This window comes from Pseudomonas sp. Tav-5-1A, assembly GCF_055755055.1.
Genome location: NZ_CM146901.1, coordinates 4,451,139 through 4,468,532, shown reverse-complemented (window position 1 = coordinate 4,468,532; position 17,394 = coordinate 4,451,139). Strand labels below are relative to the sequence as shown.

Genomic DNA, 17,394 nt, shown 5'->3' with positions numbered 1-17,394 from the left:
CTGAACGCGGTGTGCCAGGGATGGTGGCGGCGTTTGTGACGCGGCCTCTGGGCCGCTGCTACGGGTGAGTTTGTGATGGTGCTGCTTCTGTGCACCAGTCATCATCCAGGCCAGGGGGGCGGTTTACTCAGGATTGATTTTGCTTTCGGATGAAAGGCCAAGTCATCTTCTCGCTCCGAGGCAGGCATGTCCCTTGAAAAAATATGCTTAGGAAAGCCACCCAGCTAACGGCTTCGTTCTCTCGTAAATATTCCAGCGGAGAATCGAAAAACAGGGGGGTTCCACTGTTCGATATTTGCAGCTGTGAAGCGCCCCATATCAGCATGATGGCGAAACAAAGCACGAAAGACTTCATATTGAGCCCTGGACCGGAAAAGTATTGGGCGATACCGCGGCAGACCAGATAGCCCAGGAGAGTCACCAGCAAGAACAGGAAGGAAACCAGGTATTGGTCAGGGCTCATCTGTGGTGTGCATCCTTCATGGACTTCAATGTCACTACTCCTGATATCGAGTCGACGGCCAGGGCTGTGGCGCTGGATTGTCGATAGCCCCTTACGTAGTCGCTGCGCACATATCGGAAAAGACGCCAGGCTTCCGGTCTCACCATAAGCCTGCTGGCGCCGTACACCGAAAGCCCTACGTCAGCGGCGCCGTAGGCCATATCTGCCTCGAAATCCTCTCTACCCATGAAACGGGCTGCCTCATGATAGATCCTGCGCACCGGCCCCTGCGTCCCGGACCTTCCCCGCATAAGGTCCCGCCCGTTCTCATACACATTGTTGGCCCCATGGAGCATCAACGGAACCCCGAAAGTCAGGCACAATGTCCCAGCTGACGCATAACATATACCGGCACCAGCACCGACCTGAAACGCCCCCGCCAGCGCACCCACTCCTTTCAACGCAATAACCTTCGACTGCGCCAGCAAATCGCGCTGTTCTTCTTCCAGCACCTGCAAGCCTTGCGCAGGTGAGATTGTTGCAGCCTTCACCTGCCGAACGACATCGTCGACGTGATCGGCCATCTCGCGGTCAAACCCGCGTCGCAGGGTGGTGTCCCTCACGTGTCGGGCACTCAGCAGGCAGGCCTGGCTGGCCAGCAGGCGCGCGGCCTGGGCTACGTCCAGGCAGTCGCAGTGCTGGCGTTTGTGCGGCTCGATCAATGGCCTCATGGGCAGGCTTCCCGTCCTGTGCAATGAACGGCGCAGGGTAGAAACCGCAGCCGCTGCCGCGATAGCAGCCGTTTCCTGTAACGCTGTAGGAAAAGTCTCTGCTGGAGCTGCCGCATCCTTCGTAGCAGCGGCCGCAGGCCGCGTCACGTGCTGAACGGGGTGTGCCAGGCACGGCGGCGGCGCCTGTGACGCGGCCTATGGCCGCTGCTACGGGCACTTCCCGGGCGGGGGGAGGGTCAATAGCTCAAGTTCCCCCGTGAAGGCCCTTGCAATGAACGCCTGGTGGCATGAAGCCTGGAACACCCTGGTCGCCGAATTCGCCGACATCACCGACGCTTCGCAACTGACCCGCGTCGCCGTGCGCCTGCTGATGGCCGGGGTGCTGGGTGGCATTCTCGGTTTTGAACGCGAGCACAAGGGCAAGGCGGCCGGGGTGCGCACGCACATGCTGGTCTCCCTGGGCGCCGCGCTGTTCATCCTGGTGCCGCAAATGGCCGGTGCCGACCCCGCGGCGATCAGCCGGGTGGTGCAGGGGCTGGTGGCGGGCATCGGCTTTCTGGGCGCGGGGACGATTCTCAAGGGCCATGCCGAGGATGCCCATCACGTGAAGGGCCTGACCACCGCGGCGGGCCTGTGGATGACTGCCGCCATCGGCGTCGCCGCCGGCATGGGGCGCGAGGCCACGGCGTTGCTCAGCACGCTGCTGGCGCTGGGCGTGCTGGCAGTCATGCCGATCGTGGTGGGGCGCTTTGAAGCCAAGGACCCGTCACCCCGCGACCCGTAGCAGGAATGTCTTGTGGGAGCTGGCTTGCCAGCGAGCTTTTATGGCCCCAACAGCTCGCTGGCAAGCCAGCTCCCACAGGACGCAGCCTGCGGGGGAGCGCGTTGTCGGGAAAAATTTCATGACCTGACAGTCACGCTTATTCCCGGCGCATCTATGCTCTCTAGTCGCTATCGCGAAAAAATCCGTTCACGTCCGTTCATAGTTGCGCCGGCGGTTCCTGGCTCGGTGGATCGCCCACGGTAGGCGGCACGGTGGGTTTCACCGGCAGCTCGTCCGGGTCCACGTTGGGGTCGGGCGGCGGCAGGGTCGGGTCGTCGATGTTGGGGTCCGGCGTTTCGGCGGGGATAGGGATATTCATGGGGTTCCTCGCAGTTTTCGGGGTACTCAGGGATCTGGACAGCAGGTAGCCGCCGATGACTCCCGGGCATCACTGCTGCTGAACTTTCAGCACCCCCATGGCTCGGAACTTAAGTCAGGCGTTGGCACCCCTGTGCCGGCGTTAACGGTAATGGATGAGCGTCCTTGGGGCGTGGAGGAGATGCTCGATGACCGCGGATCAACCCTTCGAAACCGGCCAGGCGGCCGAGCAGAGCAATGAACAGGCGCTGAGCCTGTCCCAGGCCCTGCTGTTGCCACGAATCGTGATCGAAAACACCACGCCCGCCATCGACGGCGGCCAGTTTGCGGTGAAGGCCGTCACCGGCCAGACCCTGACGGTGAACAGCAAGGTCTACGCCGACGGCCACGACAAGCTGGCCGTGGTGCTGCGCTGGCGCGCCCTGGGCTCGGACAGCTGGCACAGCGTGGGCATGACGGACCTGGGCAACGACAGCTGGCAGGGCCACTTCAGCGTCGGCCAGGTGGGCCGCCATGTGTTCAGCATCGAGGCCTGGATCGATCACTTCGCCAGCTACCGCTACGAGCTGGAAAAGAAATACGCCGCCGGCGTGCCCATCGGCCTGGAGCTTGAAGAAGGCCGCCTGCACCTGGTGCACAGCGCCGAGAAAAGCGAGGAGGGCCTGCGCCGCCAACTGCTGCACCTGCACGATCAGTTCCAGGGCCTGGACCCGGACGGCCAGGTGGCGCTGCTGCTGCAGAAGGACACCGCCGCGCTGATGAGCCTGGCCGACCCCCAGGCCTACCTCAGCAAGAGCCAGCTGTTCCCGGTGGAAGTGGAGCGCGAGCGCGCCCAGTTCGCCAGTTGGTACGAGCTGTTCCCGCGCTCGATCACCGATGACCCGGCCCGCCACGGGACCTTCAACGACGTCCACGAACGCCTGCCGATGATCCGCGACATGGGCTTCGACGTGCTGTATTTTCCGCCCATCCACCCCATTGGCCGCAAGCACCGCAAGGGCCGCAACAACTCCCTGGAGGCCGGCCCGGACGACCCCGGCAGCCCGTACGCGATCGGCAGCGCCGACGGCGGCCACGACGCCATTCACCCGCAGCTGGGCAGCCGCGAGGACTTCCGCCGGCTGGTGGCCGCTGCCGCCGACCACGGCCTGGAGATTGCCCTGGACTTCGCCATCCAGTGCTCCCAGGACCACCCCTGGCTGGTGGAGCACCCGGGCTGGTTCAGCTGGCGCCCGGACGGCACCATTCGCTACGCGGAAAACCCGCCGAAGAAATACCAGGACATCGTCAACGTCGACTTCTACGCCGCCGACGCCATTCCCAGCCTGTGGCTGGCCCTGCGCGACGTGGTGGTGGGCTGGGTGGAGCAGGGCGTGAAGATCTTCCGCGTCGACAACCCGCACACCAAGCCGCTGCCGTTCTGGCAATGGCTGATCGAGGACGTGCGCCGCGACCATCCCGAGGTGATGTTCCTCGCCGAGGCGTTCACCAAGCCGGCGATGATGGCGCGCCTGGGCAAGGTCGGTTACTCCCAGAGCTACACCTACTTCACCTGGCGCAACACCAAGGCCGAGCTGACCGAGTACTTCACCCAGCTCAACCAGCCGCCGTGGGCCGACTGCTACCGGCCGAACTTCTTCGTCAACACGCCGGACATCAACCCGTTCTTCCTGCATGAATCCGGGCGCGCCGGCTTCCTTATCCGCGCCGCCCTGGCCACCATGGGCTCGGGCCTGTGGGGCATGTATTCGGGCTTCGAGCTGTGCGAGTCGGCGCCCATTCCCGGCAAGGAAGAGTACCTGGACTCGGAGAAGTACGAGATCCGCCCGCGCGACTACACCGCGCCGGGCAACATCATCGCCGAGATCGCCCAGCTCAACCGCATCCGCCGGCAGAACCCGGCGCTGCAGACGCACCTGGGCCTGCAGGTGCTGCAGTGCTGGAACGACAACATCCTCTATTTCGCCAAGCGCACCGCCGACCGCCGCAACTACATCCTGGTGGCGGTCAGCCTCGACCCGTACAACGTGCAGGAGGCGCACTTCGAACTGCCGCTGTGGGAGTTGGGCCTGGACGACAACGCCGCCACGTCGGGCGAGGACCTGATGACCGGCCACCGCTGGACCTGGTACGGCAAGACCCAATGGATGCGCATCGACCCCGGCTACCAGCCGTTCGGCATCTGGCGCATCAGCGCGGCGCTCTGAAAAGGACCTGACCCATGGCGAAGAAACCCCGCACGGCCGCGTTCATCAACGACCCCCTGTGGTACAAGGACGCGGTGATCTACCAGGTGCACGTGAAGTCGTTCTTCGACTCCAACAACGACGGCATTGGCGACTTTCCCGGCCTGATCGAGAAGCTCGACTACATCGCCGAGCTGGGCGTGAACACCATCTGGTTGCTGCCGTTCTACCCCTCGCCGCGCCGTGACGATGGCTACGACATCGCCGAATACAAGGCCGTGAGCCCCGACTACGGGACCATGGCCGACGCCCGGCGCTTTATCGCCGAGGCCCATGAGCGCGGCCTGCGGGTGATCACCGAGCTGGTCATCAACCATACCTCCGACCAGCACCCCTGGTTCCAGCGCGCCCGGCACGCCAAGCCCGGCTCGCGGGCGCGGGACTTCTACGTGTGGTCGGACACCGACGACAAGTATGACGGCACCCGGATCATTTTCCTCGACACCGAAAAGTCCAACTGGACCTGGGACCCGGTGGCCGGCCAGTACTTCTGGCACCGCTTCTACTCGCACCAGCCGGACCTCAACTTCGACAACCCCCAGGTGATGAAAGCAGTGCTGGGGGTGATGCGCTACTGGCTGGACATGGGCATCGACGGCCTGCGCCTGGATGCCATTCCGTACCTGATCGAGCGCGACGGCACCAACAACGAGAACCTGCCCGAGACCCACCAGGTGCTCAAGCAGATCCGCGCCGAGATCGACGCCAATTACCCCGACCGCATGCTGCTGGCCGAGGCCAACCAGTGGCCCGAGGACACCCAGCTGTACTTCGGCGACGTCAAGGGCGACGACGGCGACGAATGCCACATGGCCTTCCACTTCCCGCTGATGCCGCGCATGTACATGGCCGTGGCCCAGGAAGACCGTTTCCCCATCACCGACATCCTGCGCCAGACCCCGGAAATTCCGCGCAACTGCCAGTGGGCGATCTTCCTGCGCAACCACGATGAACTGACCCTGGAAATGGTCACCGACCGCGAGCGCGACTACCTGTGGAACTACTACGCCGCCGACCGCCGCGCGCGCATAAACCTGGGCATCCGCCGGCGCCTGGCACCGTTGCTGGAGCGTGATCGGCGGCGCATCGAACTGCTCAACAGCCTGCTGCTGTCCATGCCCGGCACGCCGACGCTGTATTACGGCGACGAGATCGGCATGGGCGACAACATCTACCTGGGCGACCGCGACGGCGTGCGCACGCCCATGCAGTGGTCCATCGACCGCAACGGCGGCTTCTCGCGCGCCGACCCGGCCAGCCTGGTGCTGCCGCCGATAATGGACCCGCTGTACGGCTACCAGTCGGTGAACGTCGAGACCCAGTCCAACGACCCTCATTCGCTGCTCAACTGGCACCGCCGCCTGCTGGCCGTGCGCAAGCAGCAGAAGGCCTTTGGCCGCGGCACGTTGAAAATGCTGTCGCCCAGCAACCGCCGCATCCTGGCCTATATCCGCGAATACACCGGGCCCGACGGCAAGACCGAGCTGATCCTGTGCGTGGCCAACGTCTCGCGCGCTGCCCAGGCAGCTGAGCTGGACCTGTCCCAATACGCCGGCATGGTGCCGGTGGAAATGCTCGGCGGCAGCGCATTCCCGCCCATCGGCCAACTGAACTTTCTGCTGACGTTGCCGCCCTATGGTTTCTACTGGTTCTTGCTGGCGTCCGCCGCGCAGATGCCCAGCTGGCATGTGGAGCCGGCGCAGCCGTTGCCCGATTTCCTCACCCTGGTGTTGAAGAAACGTATGGAAGAGCTCCTGGAAGAACCGTCGCGCAGCAGCCTGGAAACCAGCGCGCTGCCCCAATACCTGCCTAAACGCCGCTGGTTCGCCGGCAAGGACAGCGCCATCGAACAGGTCCGCATCGCTTACGGCGTGCGCTTCGGCACGCCTTCCGCCCCGGTATTGCTCAGCGAGATTGAAGTGCGCAGCGCCGGCACCGTCAGCCGTTACCAGTTCCCCTTCGGCCTGCTGGGCGAAGACCAGCCCAGCAGCGCGTTGCCGCACCAGCTGGCGCTGTCACGGGTGCGGCGCAACCGCCAGGTGGGGCTGATCACCGACGCCTTCGTGCTGGAAAGCTTCATTCGCGCGGTGGTGCACGGCCTCAAGGCCAACACCGTGCTCACCTGCGACGAGGGCGAGATTCGCTTCGTGCCGACGCCGGAGCTGGCGCGCCTGAACCTGGCGGACGAGCCGGAGATTCGCTACCTGTCCGCCGAGCAGTCCAACAGCTCGGTGGTGGTGGGCGGCAGCATGGTGCTGAAGATGATCCGCAAGGTCAGCGGCGGCATCCACCCGGAACTGGAGATGGGCGCCTACCTGACGGCCGCCGGCTTCGCCAACATCTCGCCGTTGCTGGGCTCGGTCAGCCGCGTGGACCCGGAAGGCCTGCCGCACCTGCTGATGATTGCCCAGGGCTACCTGAACAACCAGGGCGACGCCTGGGCCTGGACCCAGAACAACCTGGAACGCGCGGTGCGCGACGACATGGCCATGGCCCGCTCCGACCAGGAACAGCACTACAACGCCCTGGGCGAGCTGGCCGACTTTGCCGGCCTGCTGGGCCAGCGCCTGGGCGAGATGCACCAGGTGCTGGCGGCGCCCACCGACAACCTCGACTTCAAGGCCAGCCCCAGCCGCAAGGCCGACGGCCAGGCCTGGAACGCCAGCGTCGGCGGCCAGTTGAAGCGAGCACTGCAGCTGCTGGAGCAGCATTACGACGAATTGGTGGAAGACGACCGCGGCCTGGTGGACGACCTGCTCAAACAGCGTGAGTCGCTGCTGGCGCACATCGAGCACCTCAGCCAGCAAGCCGTGGGCGGCCTCATCATGCGCGTGCATGGCGACCTGCACCTGGGCCAGGTGCTGGTAGTGCAGGGCGACGCCTACCTGATCGACTTCGAGGGTGAACCGGCGCGGCCGCTGGAAGAGCGCCGGGGCAAATACAGCCCCTACAAGGACGTCAGTGGCGTGCTGCGCTCCTTCGACTACGCTGCCGCCATGGCCATGCGCGGTGCCGAGGAAGTGGACGACTCGGTGGAAGCCGAACAGGCCCGCCAGCGCGTCGCCAAGCGTTATTTGCATGAAGCCCGTCACGCCTTTATCGAGGCCTATGGGTTGGCTACCGCCAGCCTTGCCCATGCCTGGCAGCACAGCGACGGCGAACGCGCCGCGCTGGAGCTGTTCAGCCTGGAGAAGGCCTGCTACGAAATCGCATACGAAGCCGAGAATCGCCCGAGTTGGCTGGCCGTGCCTTTGCATGGGCTATTCGGGTTACTGAGCACCAGGGGAGAGTAGTCAATGAACGCGCACAAGGAACAGGGCAAGGTCGGGGCTTTTCCGCACAAGGCGGACATCGAGGCGCTGATCCGTGCCGACCACCGCGACCCGTTCGCGGTACTGGGCCCGCACCCGGACGGTGCGGGCGGGCAATATATCCGTGCCTACCTGCCTAATGCCCTTAGCGTGCAAGTGCTCGACAAGGACAGTCAGCAGGAACGTGGCGCGCTGGAACAGGGCGAGGTGCCCGGGTTCTTCGTCGGCCATTTCCACGACCAGCGCCCGTACCTGCTGAAGGTGCAGTGGGCCGGCGGTGAACAGGTCGCCGAGGACCCCTACAGCTTTGGCGAGCTGTTGGGCGAGATGGACCTGTACCTGTTTGCCGAGGGCAACCACCGTGATCTGAGCAGTGCGCTGGGGGCCCAGTGCGTCACCGTGGACGGCGTCGATGGCGTGCGTTTTTCGGTGTGGGCGCCGAACGCCCGGCGGGTGTCGGTGGTGGGTGACTTCAACGTCTGGGACGGCCGCCGCCACCCCATGCGCCTGCGTCATCCGTCCGGGGTGTGGGAGATTTTCGTGCCGCGCCTGCAGCCGGGCGAGACCTACAAGTACGAGGTGCTCGGCCACGACGGCGTGTTGCCGCTCAAGGCCGACCCGCTGGCGCTGGCCACCGAGCTGCCGCCGTCCACTGCTTCCAAGGTGGCGCGCCCGCTCAGCTACCACTGGGGCGATGACGACTGGATGCAGCGCCGCGGCGAGCACCATGGGGTCAACAAGCCGCTGTCGATCTACGAGTTGCACGCCGGTTCCTGGCAGTGCGAGGTCAACGAAGAGGGCGCCATCCGTGCGTACAACTGGCACGAGCTGGCCGAGCGCCTGGTGCCTTACGTGCAGCAGCTGGGCTTCACCCACATCGAGCTGATGCCGATCATGGAGCACCCGTTCGGCGGCTCCTGGGGCTACCAGCCGCTGTCGCAGTTCGCGCCGTCGTCACGCTACGGCTCGCCGGAAGACTTCGCTGCGTTCATCGACGCCTGCCACAAGGGTGGCATTGGGGTAATCCTCGACTGGGTGCCGGCGCATTTCCCTACCGACACCCACGGCCTGGCGCGCTTCGACGGCACCGCACTGTACGAATACGACAACCCGCTGGAGGGCTTCCACCAGGACTGGGACACGCTGATCTACAACCTGGGCCGCACCGAGGTGCACGGCTTCATGCTGGCCTCGGCGCTGCACTGGCTCAAGCATTTCCACGTCGACGGCCTGCGCGTGGACGCGGTGGCCTCGATGCTGTACCGCGACTATTCGCGCAAGGCCGGGGAGTGGATTCCCAACCGCTACGGTGGCCGCGAGAACCTGGAAGCCATCGACTTCCTGCGCCACCTCAACGACGTGGTGGCCCTGGAGGCCCCCGGCGCCCTGGTGATCGCCGAGGAGTCCACGGCCTGGCCGGGCGTGAGCCAGCCGACCCAGCAGGGCGGCTTGGGCTTTGCCTACAAGTGGAACATGGGCTGGATGCACGACACGCTGCACTACATCCAGAATGACCCGATCCACCGTACCCATCACCACAATGAAATGAGCTTCGGGCTGATCTACGCCTATTCCGAGCATTTCATCCTGCCCATTTCCCACGACGAGGTGGTGCACGGCAAGCACTCGCTGATCGACAAGATGCCCGGCGACCGCTGGCAGAAATTCGCCAACCTGCGCGCCTACCTGACGTTCATGTGGGCGCACCCGGGCAAGAAGCTGCTGTTCATGGGCTGTGAGTTCGGCCAGTGGCGCGAGTGGAACCACGACACCGAGCTGGACTGGTACTTGCTCAAGTACACCGAGCACCTGGGGGTGCAGAAACTGGTGGGCGATCTTAACCGGCTGTACCGCGAGTACCCGGCGCTGCACGAGCAGGACTGCGTGCCCCAGGGCTTCCAGTGGCTGATTGGCGACGACGCGGCCAACAGTGTGTTTGCCTGGTTGCGCTGGAGCAAGTCGGGCGAGCCACTGCTGGTGGTGGCCAACTTCACCCCGGTGCCGCGCGAGGGCTACCGCATCGGCGTGCCGTTTGCCGAGCGCTGGGAAGAGGTGCTCAACAGCGACGCCGAGATCTACGCCGGTTCCAACGTCGGCAACGGCGGCGCGGTGGCCACCGAGCCGGTGCACAGCCATGGGCAGCCGCTGTCGCTGTCGCTGAATTTGCCGCCGCTGGCGGTGCTGATCCTGCGTCCGCAGGCGTAAGCGGACGCAGCCTTCGGCAGCTGCTACGGACTCCTTGTAGCAGCGGCCGCAGGCCGCGTCACCAGCGCACCTTCACCCCTAGGTCACCAATCAACCCGTTCAGGTCATTCTGGTCGCTGGGGCTGCTGTAGTCGGCCGTCACGAAGAAACTCACCGTGGGCGTCATCCGCGCCACCAGCCCCAGGCCCACTTCCACGGTGGACGAGTTGCGGCTGCTGGTGATCTTGTCCACCGGCGCCAGGGCCACCGGGCTGTCGTTGCTGAAGGTGTAGGTCAGGCTGGTGCGCAGGAACGGCTCGACGCTGGTGCTGCCCAGTTGGTAGTGGCCGGCAAGCCGCGCGCCTACCCGGCCGCTCCAGCTGGGCTCGCTGTCGTCGCTCAGCAGCCGCGGCCCTTGCCCGGCGGCCCCTGGCACCAGCTGCTGGTTGATCAACTGCGCCTGGGGCTCGAACGACCAGTTTTCCCCCAGCACGAACGCCACCGTGCCGCCCAGGGCCACGGCCATGGCGCGGGCGTTGTCCGGGCGGCCGCTGTCCTGCACCTGGGAGCTGACGCTCCAGGCCACGCCCATGCCCTTGGCGAACACGGTGTACTGGCCGCCGTTGCTGGCGGGGTTCGACACGCCGGTGCTGGTGAAGGTGCGATTGCTAAGGTCCAGCGGCCCGAGCGGGTCTTCTGCGGGCTCCGCCGCTACCGCACGGGCGGGGGCGGCCAGCAGCAGGGAGGCGCAGGCGGCGAAGAGGAAACGCTGTTGGAAGGTGTGCATGGCGTGGCTCCAGTGTCGTGGGTCTGGCAGGGGAGTCGCCGTGTGCGTCGCATCAAGGGCAGGGCAGCCGAAGCCAGCGCCCCAGGCTCTGCTGGGCGCGCTGAAAGGCGCGGAACAGAGGCTTGGGGCGGTGTTTTTTTGTTGTGTTGTGTTACCTGTAGCTAAGGAGAGGAGGGGGCCAGCGTCAAGAAAACGGGGTTTTTGCTTAGCCTGCTAATCAGCACTGGCAAGTGTTTGAAAAACAGCTGCTATTGAAATTGCTAAGCAGCTGAATATCTATGCGCGCGCCGCGCTATTCCAAAACAATCCCTACAGATGCACTTCCACCGTCAATGGCAGATGATCGGACAGATGCGTCCAGGGCTTGTTGCCCAGGATTACCGGCTCATGGCTGGTGGCGTTGCGCAGGTACACCCGGTCCAGGCGCAGCAGCGGGAAGCGCGCCGGGTAGGTGCGTGCCAGGCTGCCGTGGTGCTGCTCGAACGCCTCGTGGAGGTCCTGGGCGCGGGTGAGGGTGGCGTTGCCGCGCAGCTTCCAGTCGTTGAAGTCGCCGGCGATGATCACCGGCGCGTCCTCGGGTAGCGAGTCGAGCAGCTGGCGCAACAGCCCCAGCTGCTGCTGGCGATGGCTCTCCAGCAGCGACAGGTGCACGCAGATCGCATGCACCTCGTCATGCCCGGGCACCTGCAACACGCAGTGCAGCAGGCCACGGCGCTCGGGGCCGGTGATCGAGACGTCGAGGTTGCGGTAGCGCAGAATCGGGTATTTCGACAGCAGCGCGTTGCCGTGGTGGCCGTCGGGGTACACCGCGTTGCGGCCGTAGGCGTAGTCGCTCCACATGCTGTCGGCGAGGAACTCGTACTGCGAGGTCTGCGGCCAGTTGTGGTGGCGCTCGGCGTGGCCGTCGTGCTCGCCCAGCACCTCCTGCAGGAACACCAGGTCGGCGCCGGTGCTGCGCACCGCTTCGCGCAGCTCGGGCAGGATGAAACGGCGGTTGAAGGCGGTGAAGCCCTTGTGGGTGTTGACGGTCAGGATACGCATCCGGTGCACCGCCAGCGGCTGCTCGGGGGGGCGGTTGCGGCGGGCCTGGCCGGTGGGGTCGGCGGTCACGGTCACTCCTTGGATCGGTGGGGCTTATTGGTTGGGACCGATGGGATTCCTGCTCGGTTCCCCTCGCGGCACCGCGGCGCCTGCGGCCGCGTTGTTTTACCCGCGTAGCAGCTGCCGCAGGCTGCGTCCGGGCGGCGGCGCGGTGTGTCTGGGTGACTGCGGCGGCTGTGGACGCGGCCTGCGGCCGCTGCTACGGGATCGCGTTGTTTTACGCGCGTAGCAGCAACTGTCTTGAAATGGCGTCGTCTGCATCGCGACTAAAGTCGGCTCCTACACTATTCGTGGTAGGAGCCGGCCTTGGCCGCGATGCAGGCGACGCGGTCTATGGGGTATCCGCATTCGCGTAGCAGCTGCCGAAGGCTGCGTCCGGGCGGGGCCGCGGTGTGTCTGGGTGATGCGGCGCCTGCGGACGCGGCCTGCGGGGTTATCGCAGGCCTTCGTGCTCGGCCACCGACAACGGGTCGCGGCTCCACAGTTGCAGCACGAAATCCTTTTCGCGGTGTTCCAGCAGCGCGGTCATGCCCAAGCCCTCGTCCAACTGCCGGTGCACGCCGTCGCCGTCCAGGCTGCAGCCATCAATGGCGGCGCGCCAGTGGCAGGCCAGCAGCTGGCCGTCGGCGGTGAGGCTGTGGCGGCAGGCGCGGATCAGTTGGGCAAGGTCTGCCGGGTCGAGGTAGTAGCACAGCTCGTTGAGCACTATCAGGTCAAAGCGCTGGGCGGGCCATTGGGCGGGCAGGCGCCATTGTTCGACGCGGGCGTGGGGGGCGTCGGCCAGTTGCTGGCGGGTGAGGGCCACGGCGCGGGCGGCGGTGTCGCAGCACAGCAGGCGATCGCAGCGGGCGGCCAGCACCTGGCTGGTGGCGCCGTTGGCGCAGCCGGGTTCGAACACGCTGGCGTAGCGGGCGCGTGGCAGGCAGGCGGCCAGCAGGGCGCGCTTGCGCTGTTCGTACCAGCGCTGGTGCATGGCCCAGGGGTCGTCGTTGCCGGCGAACAGCTGGTCGAAGACGCTGTCGTCGACGCTCACAGGAACACCACTTCAAAGGGCTGCAGCAGGCGCTCCAGCACGTCGGGCGGCAGCACCGGCGCCAGGCCGATGGCGGCGTCGCCTTCCAGCTGGCTGGTGAACGCCTGGGCGGCGTGGCGCTTGCGCGCGACCATGGCCGGGCTCAGGGCGATCTTGCGTGCCCGTTGCCAGGGCACTCGCGGGTCCTGGGGGCGGGCCCAGTGCCAGGTCCAGATCGGCACTTCGTGGCAGCAGGCGCCCACGGCCTCGGCGGCGGCGCGGCTGGCCTCGCCCACGGCCTCGTGGTCGCAGTGGCCGTCGTGGCGCCAGGTGGCGAACACCACGTCGTCGGGTTGCAGGTGCGCTTGCAGGAAGCCCTGCAGCTGAGCGCGGGCGGCGGGGACCTGACTGTCGTCCAGGCCCACCCGCAGCCAGCTCAATTGTTCAGTGTCGGCGCCCAGGCGGCGCAGGGCCTCGGCGCTTTCCAGCGGCCGCTCGGTGCCCAGCCGGGCCACCGGCCAGCGCTGCGAGCCGGGGTGGCTGGCGGTGCCGTCGGTGACGGCGACCAGCAGCACCGGCCGGCCCAGGGTGATCAGGTGCTGCAGCAGGCCGCCGCTGCCCAGCACTTCGTCGTCGGGGTGCGGCGCGACGATGACGGCCCGCGCGCCGGTCGGCACCAGGCGGTCCACTTCGATGCGCGGCAGTTGTGCCAGCAGCGGGCAGGCCTGCCAGGCGGCCAGCGGCGTGCCGTGGCCGACAATGGGATTGGCGTTCATAGGTTCCACTCGCTGGACAGGGCGTGGCGGGTCAGTTCGCCCAGGGCCGCCAGGTCACGTTCGGCGTGGCTCTGGCGCAGGAACACCGGCAGGTCGGCGGCCAGCCGGGCGAAGTGGCCGTCCTTGCAATAGGGGCTGGCGCCCAGGGCGCGGCCGACATGGCCCAGCACCTGTTCGCAGCCGTGTTCGATGACGGCGCGCGCGCGGCGTGCCAGCCATTGGCAATCGTCGGTGGGAGCGGTGTCAATGGTGCTGGCAGCCTGCTGCAGCACCGCGCGCATGGCCGCCAGGGCCGTGTCCACCGCACCCAGGTGCGCCAAGGCATGCGGGTCATCGCGTTGCAGGCAGTGGCCGTGCAGGCGCTGGGCCAGTTGCTGCGCGGCGCCGTACCAGCAGGCGGCAATGCCGATGCCGCCCTGCCAGAAGCCCGGCCGGGCGATGTATTGGCCGGGCGCGCCCACCGGGGTGCCCTCGGCCTGCTCGAACAGCACCTCGACGCTACCCGTAGCGGCCATGCCCACGGCGTCCCAGCCCAAGTCGGTGACGGTGACCCCCGGTTGCCTGAGGGCCACCGCCACCAGTTGCTGTTCACCGCCTTCGTCCCAGGCCGTGAGCAGCGCATGGCTGAGCTGGCTGGCGCCCGAGCACCAGGCCTTGCGCCCGTCCAGCCAATAGCGCCCCTGATGATGCCGCACGCTCAGGCGCGCGCTCGGCGGTTCCGCCGCCCACATGCCCCAGGTGGTGTTGGGCGCCGGTTGCAGCGCCGCCAGCTCGGCCATGATCGCCAGGGCGTCGGTGTGCCCTTCGTACAGCTTGCACAGCCCCAGGTCCTGCCCGGCCACCCAGGCCAGGCAGCGCCAGCGCTCCAGGGTGCGACCCGTGCCGGGGCGCGGCAGCTGGTCGAGGCCCTCGGCCACCAGGGCGGCGAGGGCGTGGTGCAGGGCACTGGCGTCGGGGTAGCCCCCGGGCGGACGCTTGAGCGTCGCCGCCAGCACCCGGTTCATTCCTCCACGTCCCGGTGCAGTTCGAACAGCAGCAGCGAGCGGCCGGTGACGAGGAAGTCACTGCCGAACGGCAGTTGCTCGCGCTCACGCAGTTCGGGGCGGTTGGTGTCGATCAGGCACGTCCAGTATTGCCCTTCCGGCACCTCGGGCAGCACGAAGTTGACCACGTCGTGGTGGGCGTTGACGATCAGCAGCAGGGTGGCGTCGGCCCCCGGCTTGCGGATGCCACTGGGTTGCGCGCGGCCGTCGAGCAGCATGCCCAGGCAGCGGCCATGGCTGTCGTGCCACTGCTCGGTGGTCATCTCGCTGGCGTCGGGCGCCAGCCAGGTGACGTCCTTGACGCCGATGTCCTCGTTGTAGGTGCCCACCAGGAAACGGTTGCGGCGCAGGATGGGGTAGGACATGCGCAAGCGGATCAGCCGGCGCACGAAGCGCAGCAGGCCCTTGCCGTCCTCATCCAGGTCCCAGTTCACCCAGCCGATCTCGCTGTCCTGGCAGTAGGCGTTGTTGTTGCCGTTCTGGGTGCGGGCGAATTCGTCACCGGCGACGATCATCGGCGTGCCCTGGGAGAACAGCAGGGTGGCGAAGAAGTTGCGCATCTGCCGCAGGCGCAGCTCGACGATCTCGCGGTCGTCGGTGGGGCCTTCGACGCCGTGGTTCCAGGACAGGTTGTTGTTGCTGCCGTCCTGGTTGTTCTCGTCGTTGTCTTCGTTGTGCTTGTCGTTGTACGACACCAGGTCGCGCAGGGTGAAGCCGTCGTGGGCGGTGATGAAGTTCACCGAGGTGTAGGGGCGGCGGCCGCGCTGGTTGAACAGCTCGCCGGAACCGGTCAGGCGCCCGGCAAAATCAGCCAGCTGGCCGTCGTCGCCTTTCCAGAAGGCGCGGGCGGTGTCGCGGAAGCGGTCGTTCCATTCCGCCCAGCCGGGGGCGAAGCCGCCCACCTGGTAGCCGCCGGGGCCGCAGTCCCAGGGCTCGGCGATCAGCTTGACCTGGCGCAGCACCGGGTCCTGGCGGCAGGCCACGAGGAAGCTGTGGCGTTCGTCGAAGCCCTCGTGGTAGCGGCCCAGGATGGTCGCCAGGTCGAAGCGGAAGCCGTCCACGTGCATCTCGGTGGCCCAGTAGCGCAGCGAGTCGGTGACCATCTGCAACACGCAGGGGTGGCTCAGGTCCAGGGTGTTGCCGGTGCCCGAGTCGTTGATGTAGAAGCGCTTGTTGTCGGGCATCAGCCGGTAGTAGCTGGCGTTGTCGATGCCGCGCATGGACAGCGTCGGGCCCTGCTCGTTGCCTTCGGCGGTGTGGTTGTAGACCACGTCGAGGATCACCTCCAGGCCGGCGTCGTGCAGGTGCGCGACCATCTCCTTGAACTCGGCGATCTTGCCGTTGGCCAGGTAGCGCGGGTGCGGGGCGAAGAAGGTAATGGTGTTGTAGCCCCAGTAGTTGTTCAGGCCCTTCTGCAGTAGGTGCTGGTCGTTGACGAAGCCGTGGATGGGCAGCAGCTCGATGGAGGTCACGCCGAGCTTTTTGATGTGCTCCACCACGTCCGGCACCATCAGGCCGGCGAAGGTGCCGCGCACGTCCTCGGGTACCGAGGGGTGGCGCATGCTGATGCCGCGGGTGTGGGTCTCGTAGAAGATGGTCTTGTCCCACGGCACGTTGACGCGCTGGTCGCGGCCCCAGGTGTAGGCGGGGTCGATGACCCGGCACTTGGGCACGAAGGGCGCGCTGTCGCGTTCGTCGAAGCTGAGGTCACCGTCGGGGTGGCCGATGGTGTAGCCGAACAGCGATTCAGACCATTTCAGCTCGCCGACCATCTGCTTGGCGTAGGGGTCGATCAGCAGTTTGTTGTGGTTGAAGCGGTGGCCGTTTTCCGGGTCGTACGGGCCATACACGCGGTAGCCGTAGGTCAGCCCCGGGTGGGCGTCGGGCAGGTAGCCGTGGAAGATCTCGTCGGTGTATTCGGGCAGTTCGATGCGTTCCAGCTCGTGCTCGCCGCTGGAGTCGAACAAGCAAAGCTCGACCTTGGTGGCGTTGGCCGAAAACAGCGCGAAGTTGACCCCCAGGCCGTCCCAGGTGGCGCCGAGCGGGAAGGGCAGGCCTTCACGAATGCGGGTCGGGTCGGTGCCTGGGGCGGGGGTAAAGGCTTTTTGGCGGGTCATGAGAAGGTCCTTGCACTGCGAATTCAGGGCGATAGCGGGCCGTGCCGGTACAGAGCCCGGTGAACGGGGGCGTTGAAGAGGTGATGCACACGGGCACCCCGGGCAGCGCGTGGGCGCTAGCCGGGGGCCGGGAGCGTTGGCTGGATCAGCTGGCTGGCGGCTTTTTCGCCGCGGCCCGGGGCTTTTTCTCGGCCGCAGGCTTGTCGGCGGCGGCCTTCACCGCGGGCGCGGGCTTGGCTTTGGGCGCGGCGGCGGCAGCGGGTTTTGCAGCGACCGGCTTGGGCGCGGCAGCAGGCTTGGCCTTGGCCTCGGTGGCGCTGCCAGCCTTGGGCTTGGCGGTGGCGGCCTTGGCCTTGCCCGGCTTGGTGGGGGCCAGGGCTTCGGCTTCGGCGAGCTTGCGGGCCATTTCCCAGTGGCGCTCTTCATGCCCTTCGGGTTTGCCTTCCGATTCCCATATCTGGTAGGCGAATTCACGTATACGTTTGTCGTCAGCACTCATTTCA

At 66.5% G+C, this 17,394-nt stretch carries 14 protein-coding genes; 4 read left to right on the top strand and 10 right to left on the bottom strand.

The genetic code is table 11. From position 1 onward, the window contains the following. Positions 1-127 precede the first annotated feature (127 nt). Both AC0J42_RS20260 and AC0J42_RS20255 read right to left on the bottom strand, forming a co-directional pair. A complete protein-coding gene (locus AC0J42_RS20260; protein ID WP_473003383.1) occupies positions 128-463 on the bottom strand; it encodes a hypothetical protein in 336 nt (111 codons plus the stop codon). Next, a complete protein-coding gene (locus AC0J42_RS20255) occupies positions 460-1,173 on the bottom strand; it encodes a DUF4225 domain-containing protein (RefSeq protein ID WP_473003382.1) in 714 nt (237 codons plus the stop codon). The genes AC0J42_RS20260 and AC0J42_RS20255 overlap by 4 nt, the downstream gene beginning before the upstream one ends. Positions 1,174-1,444: 271 nt before the next feature. Between AC0J42_RS20255 and AC0J42_RS20250 the strand changes: the two genes are divergently transcribed. Continuing rightward, entirely contained in the window at positions 1,445-1,957 is a 513-nt protein-coding gene (locus AC0J42_RS20250; RefSeq protein ID WP_416425452.1) for an MgtC/SapB family protein, read from the top strand. 196 nt (positions 1,958-2,153) lie between these two features. Here AC0J42_RS20250 and AC0J42_RS20245 read toward each other — a convergent pair whose 3' ends face one another. Further along, positions 2,154-2,315 carry a hypothetical protein gene (locus AC0J42_RS20245; RefSeq protein ID WP_416425451.1) on the bottom strand — a complete coding sequence of 54 codons (162 nt, stop codon included), beginning with the start codon at positions 2,313-2,315 and terminating at the stop codon, positions 2,154-2,156. Between the two features lie 187 nt (positions 2,316-2,502). Between AC0J42_RS20245 and AC0J42_RS20240 the strand changes: the two genes are divergently transcribed. From AC0J42_RS20240 to glgB, 3 genes are read left to right on the top strand one after another with little or no spacing between them, the layout of a single operon-like run. After that, entirely contained in the window at positions 2,503-4,521 is a 2,019-nt protein-coding gene (locus AC0J42_RS20240) for an alpha-1,4-glucan--maltose-1-phosphate maltosyltransferase (protein ID WP_473003380.1), read from the top strand. Between the two features lie 14 nt (positions 4,522-4,535). Continuing rightward, complete coding sequence (gene treS / locus AC0J42_RS20235; protein WP_473003379.1) at positions 4,536-7,853, top strand: maltose alpha-D-glucosyltransferase; 3,318 nt, start codon at positions 4,536-4,538, stop codon at positions 7,851-7,853. Between the two features lie 3 nt (positions 7,854-7,856). Then, complete coding sequence (glgB, locus tag AC0J42_RS20230; protein WP_473003376.1) at positions 7,857-10,076, top strand: 1,4-alpha-glucan branching protein GlgB; 2,220 nt, start codon at positions 7,857-7,859, stop codon at positions 10,074-10,076. Positions 10,077-10,134: 58 nt separating this feature from the next. Here the strand turns inward: glgB and AC0J42_RS20225 are convergent, their stop codons facing one another. The 7 genes from AC0J42_RS20225 to AC0J42_RS20195 form a co-directional block, all read right to left on the bottom strand. Next, positions 10,135-10,842: an autotransporter domain-containing protein gene (locus AC0J42_RS20225; RefSeq protein ID WP_473003374.1), complete on the bottom strand. Its 708-nt coding sequence runs from the start codon at positions 10,840-10,842 to the stop codon at positions 10,135-10,137. A 309-nt stretch (positions 10,843-11,151) separates the two neighbouring features. Beyond that, positions 11,152-11,883, bottom strand: coding sequence for an endonuclease/exonuclease/phosphatase family protein (locus AC0J42_RS20220; RefSeq protein ID WP_416427428.1), 732 nt, complete (start codon positions 11,881-11,883; stop codon positions 11,152-11,154). A 493-nt stretch (positions 11,884-12,376) separates the two neighbouring features. Then, positions 12,377-12,976: an SAM-dependent methyltransferase gene (locus AC0J42_RS20215; protein WP_473003371.1), complete on the bottom strand. Its 600-nt coding sequence runs from the start codon at positions 12,974-12,976 to the stop codon at positions 12,377-12,379. Continuing rightward, complete coding sequence (locus AC0J42_RS20210; RefSeq protein WP_473003368.1) at positions 12,973-13,731, bottom strand: PIG-L deacetylase family protein; 759 nt, start codon at positions 13,729-13,731, stop codon at positions 12,973-12,975. The genes AC0J42_RS20215 and AC0J42_RS20210 overlap by 4 nt, the downstream gene beginning before the upstream one ends. Next, positions 13,728-14,735, bottom strand: coding sequence for an acyl-CoA dehydrogenase (locus AC0J42_RS20205; protein WP_473003365.1), 1,008 nt, complete (start codon positions 14,733-14,735; stop codon positions 13,728-13,730). Before AC0J42_RS20205 ends, AC0J42_RS20210 begins: the two co-directional genes overlap by 4 nt. After that, positions 14,732-16,891, bottom strand: coding sequence for a glycogen debranching protein GlgX (gene glgX, locus AC0J42_RS20200; RefSeq protein ID WP_416425443.1), 2,160 nt, complete (start codon positions 16,889-16,891; stop codon positions 14,732-14,734). Before glgX ends, AC0J42_RS20205 begins: the two co-directional genes overlap by 4 nt. A gap of 145 nt (positions 16,892-17,036) precedes the next feature. Next, entirely contained in the window at positions 17,037-17,390 is a 354-nt protein-coding gene (locus AC0J42_RS20195) for a DUF2934 domain-containing protein (RefSeq protein WP_416425442.1), read from the bottom strand. Positions 17,391-17,394 lie beyond the last annotated feature (4 nt).

Bases quoted from the DNA above. Each gene is read 5' to 3' on its own strand.
- glgB (WP_473003376.1), top strand. From the start codon at position 7,857: ATGAACGCGCACAAGGAACAGGGCAAGGTCGGGGCTTTTCCGCACAAG.
- AC0J42_RS20255 (WP_473003382.1), bottom strand. From the start codon at position 1,173: ATGAGGCCATTGATCGAGCCGCACAAACGCCAGCACTGCGACTGCCTG.
- AC0J42_RS20195 (WP_416425442.1), bottom strand. From the start codon at position 17,390: ATGAGTGCTGACGACAAACGTATACGTGAATTCGCCTACCAGATATGG.
- treS (WP_473003379.1), top strand. From the start codon at position 4,536: ATGGCGAAGAAACCCCGCACGGCCGCGTTCATCAACGACCCCCTGTGG.
- AC0J42_RS20240 (WP_473003380.1), top strand. From the start codon at position 2,503: ATGACCGCGGATCAACCCTTCGAAACCGGCCAGGCGGCCGAGCAGAGC.
- AC0J42_RS20250 (WP_416425452.1), top strand. From the start codon at position 1,445: ATGAACGCCTGGTGGCATGAAGCCTGGAACACCCTGGTCGCCGAATTC.
- AC0J42_RS20220 (WP_416427428.1), bottom strand. From the start codon at position 11,883: ATGCGTATCCTGACCGTCAACACCCACAAGGGCTTCACCGCCTTCAAC.
- glgX (WP_416425443.1), bottom strand. From the start codon at position 16,891: ATGACCCGCCAAAAAGCCTTTACCCCCGCCCCAGGCACCGACCCGACC.
- AC0J42_RS20225 (WP_473003374.1), bottom strand. From the start codon at position 10,842: ATGCACACCTTCCAACAGCGTTTCCTCTTCGCCGCCTGCGCCTCCCTG.
- AC0J42_RS20260 (WP_473003383.1), bottom strand. From the start codon at position 463: ATGAGCCCTGACCAATACCTGGTTTCCTTCCTGTTCTTGCTGGTGACT.
- AC0J42_RS20210 (WP_473003368.1), bottom strand. From the start codon at position 13,731: ATGAACGCCAATCCCATTGTCGGCCACGGCACGCCGCTGGCCGCCTGG.
- AC0J42_RS20245 (WP_416425451.1), bottom strand. From the start codon at position 2,315: ATGAATATCCCTATCCCCGCCGAAACGCCGGACCCCAACATCGACGAC.
- AC0J42_RS20205 (WP_473003365.1), bottom strand. From the start codon at position 14,735: ATGAACCGGGTGCTGGCGGCGACGCTCAAGCGTCCGCCCGGGGGCTAC.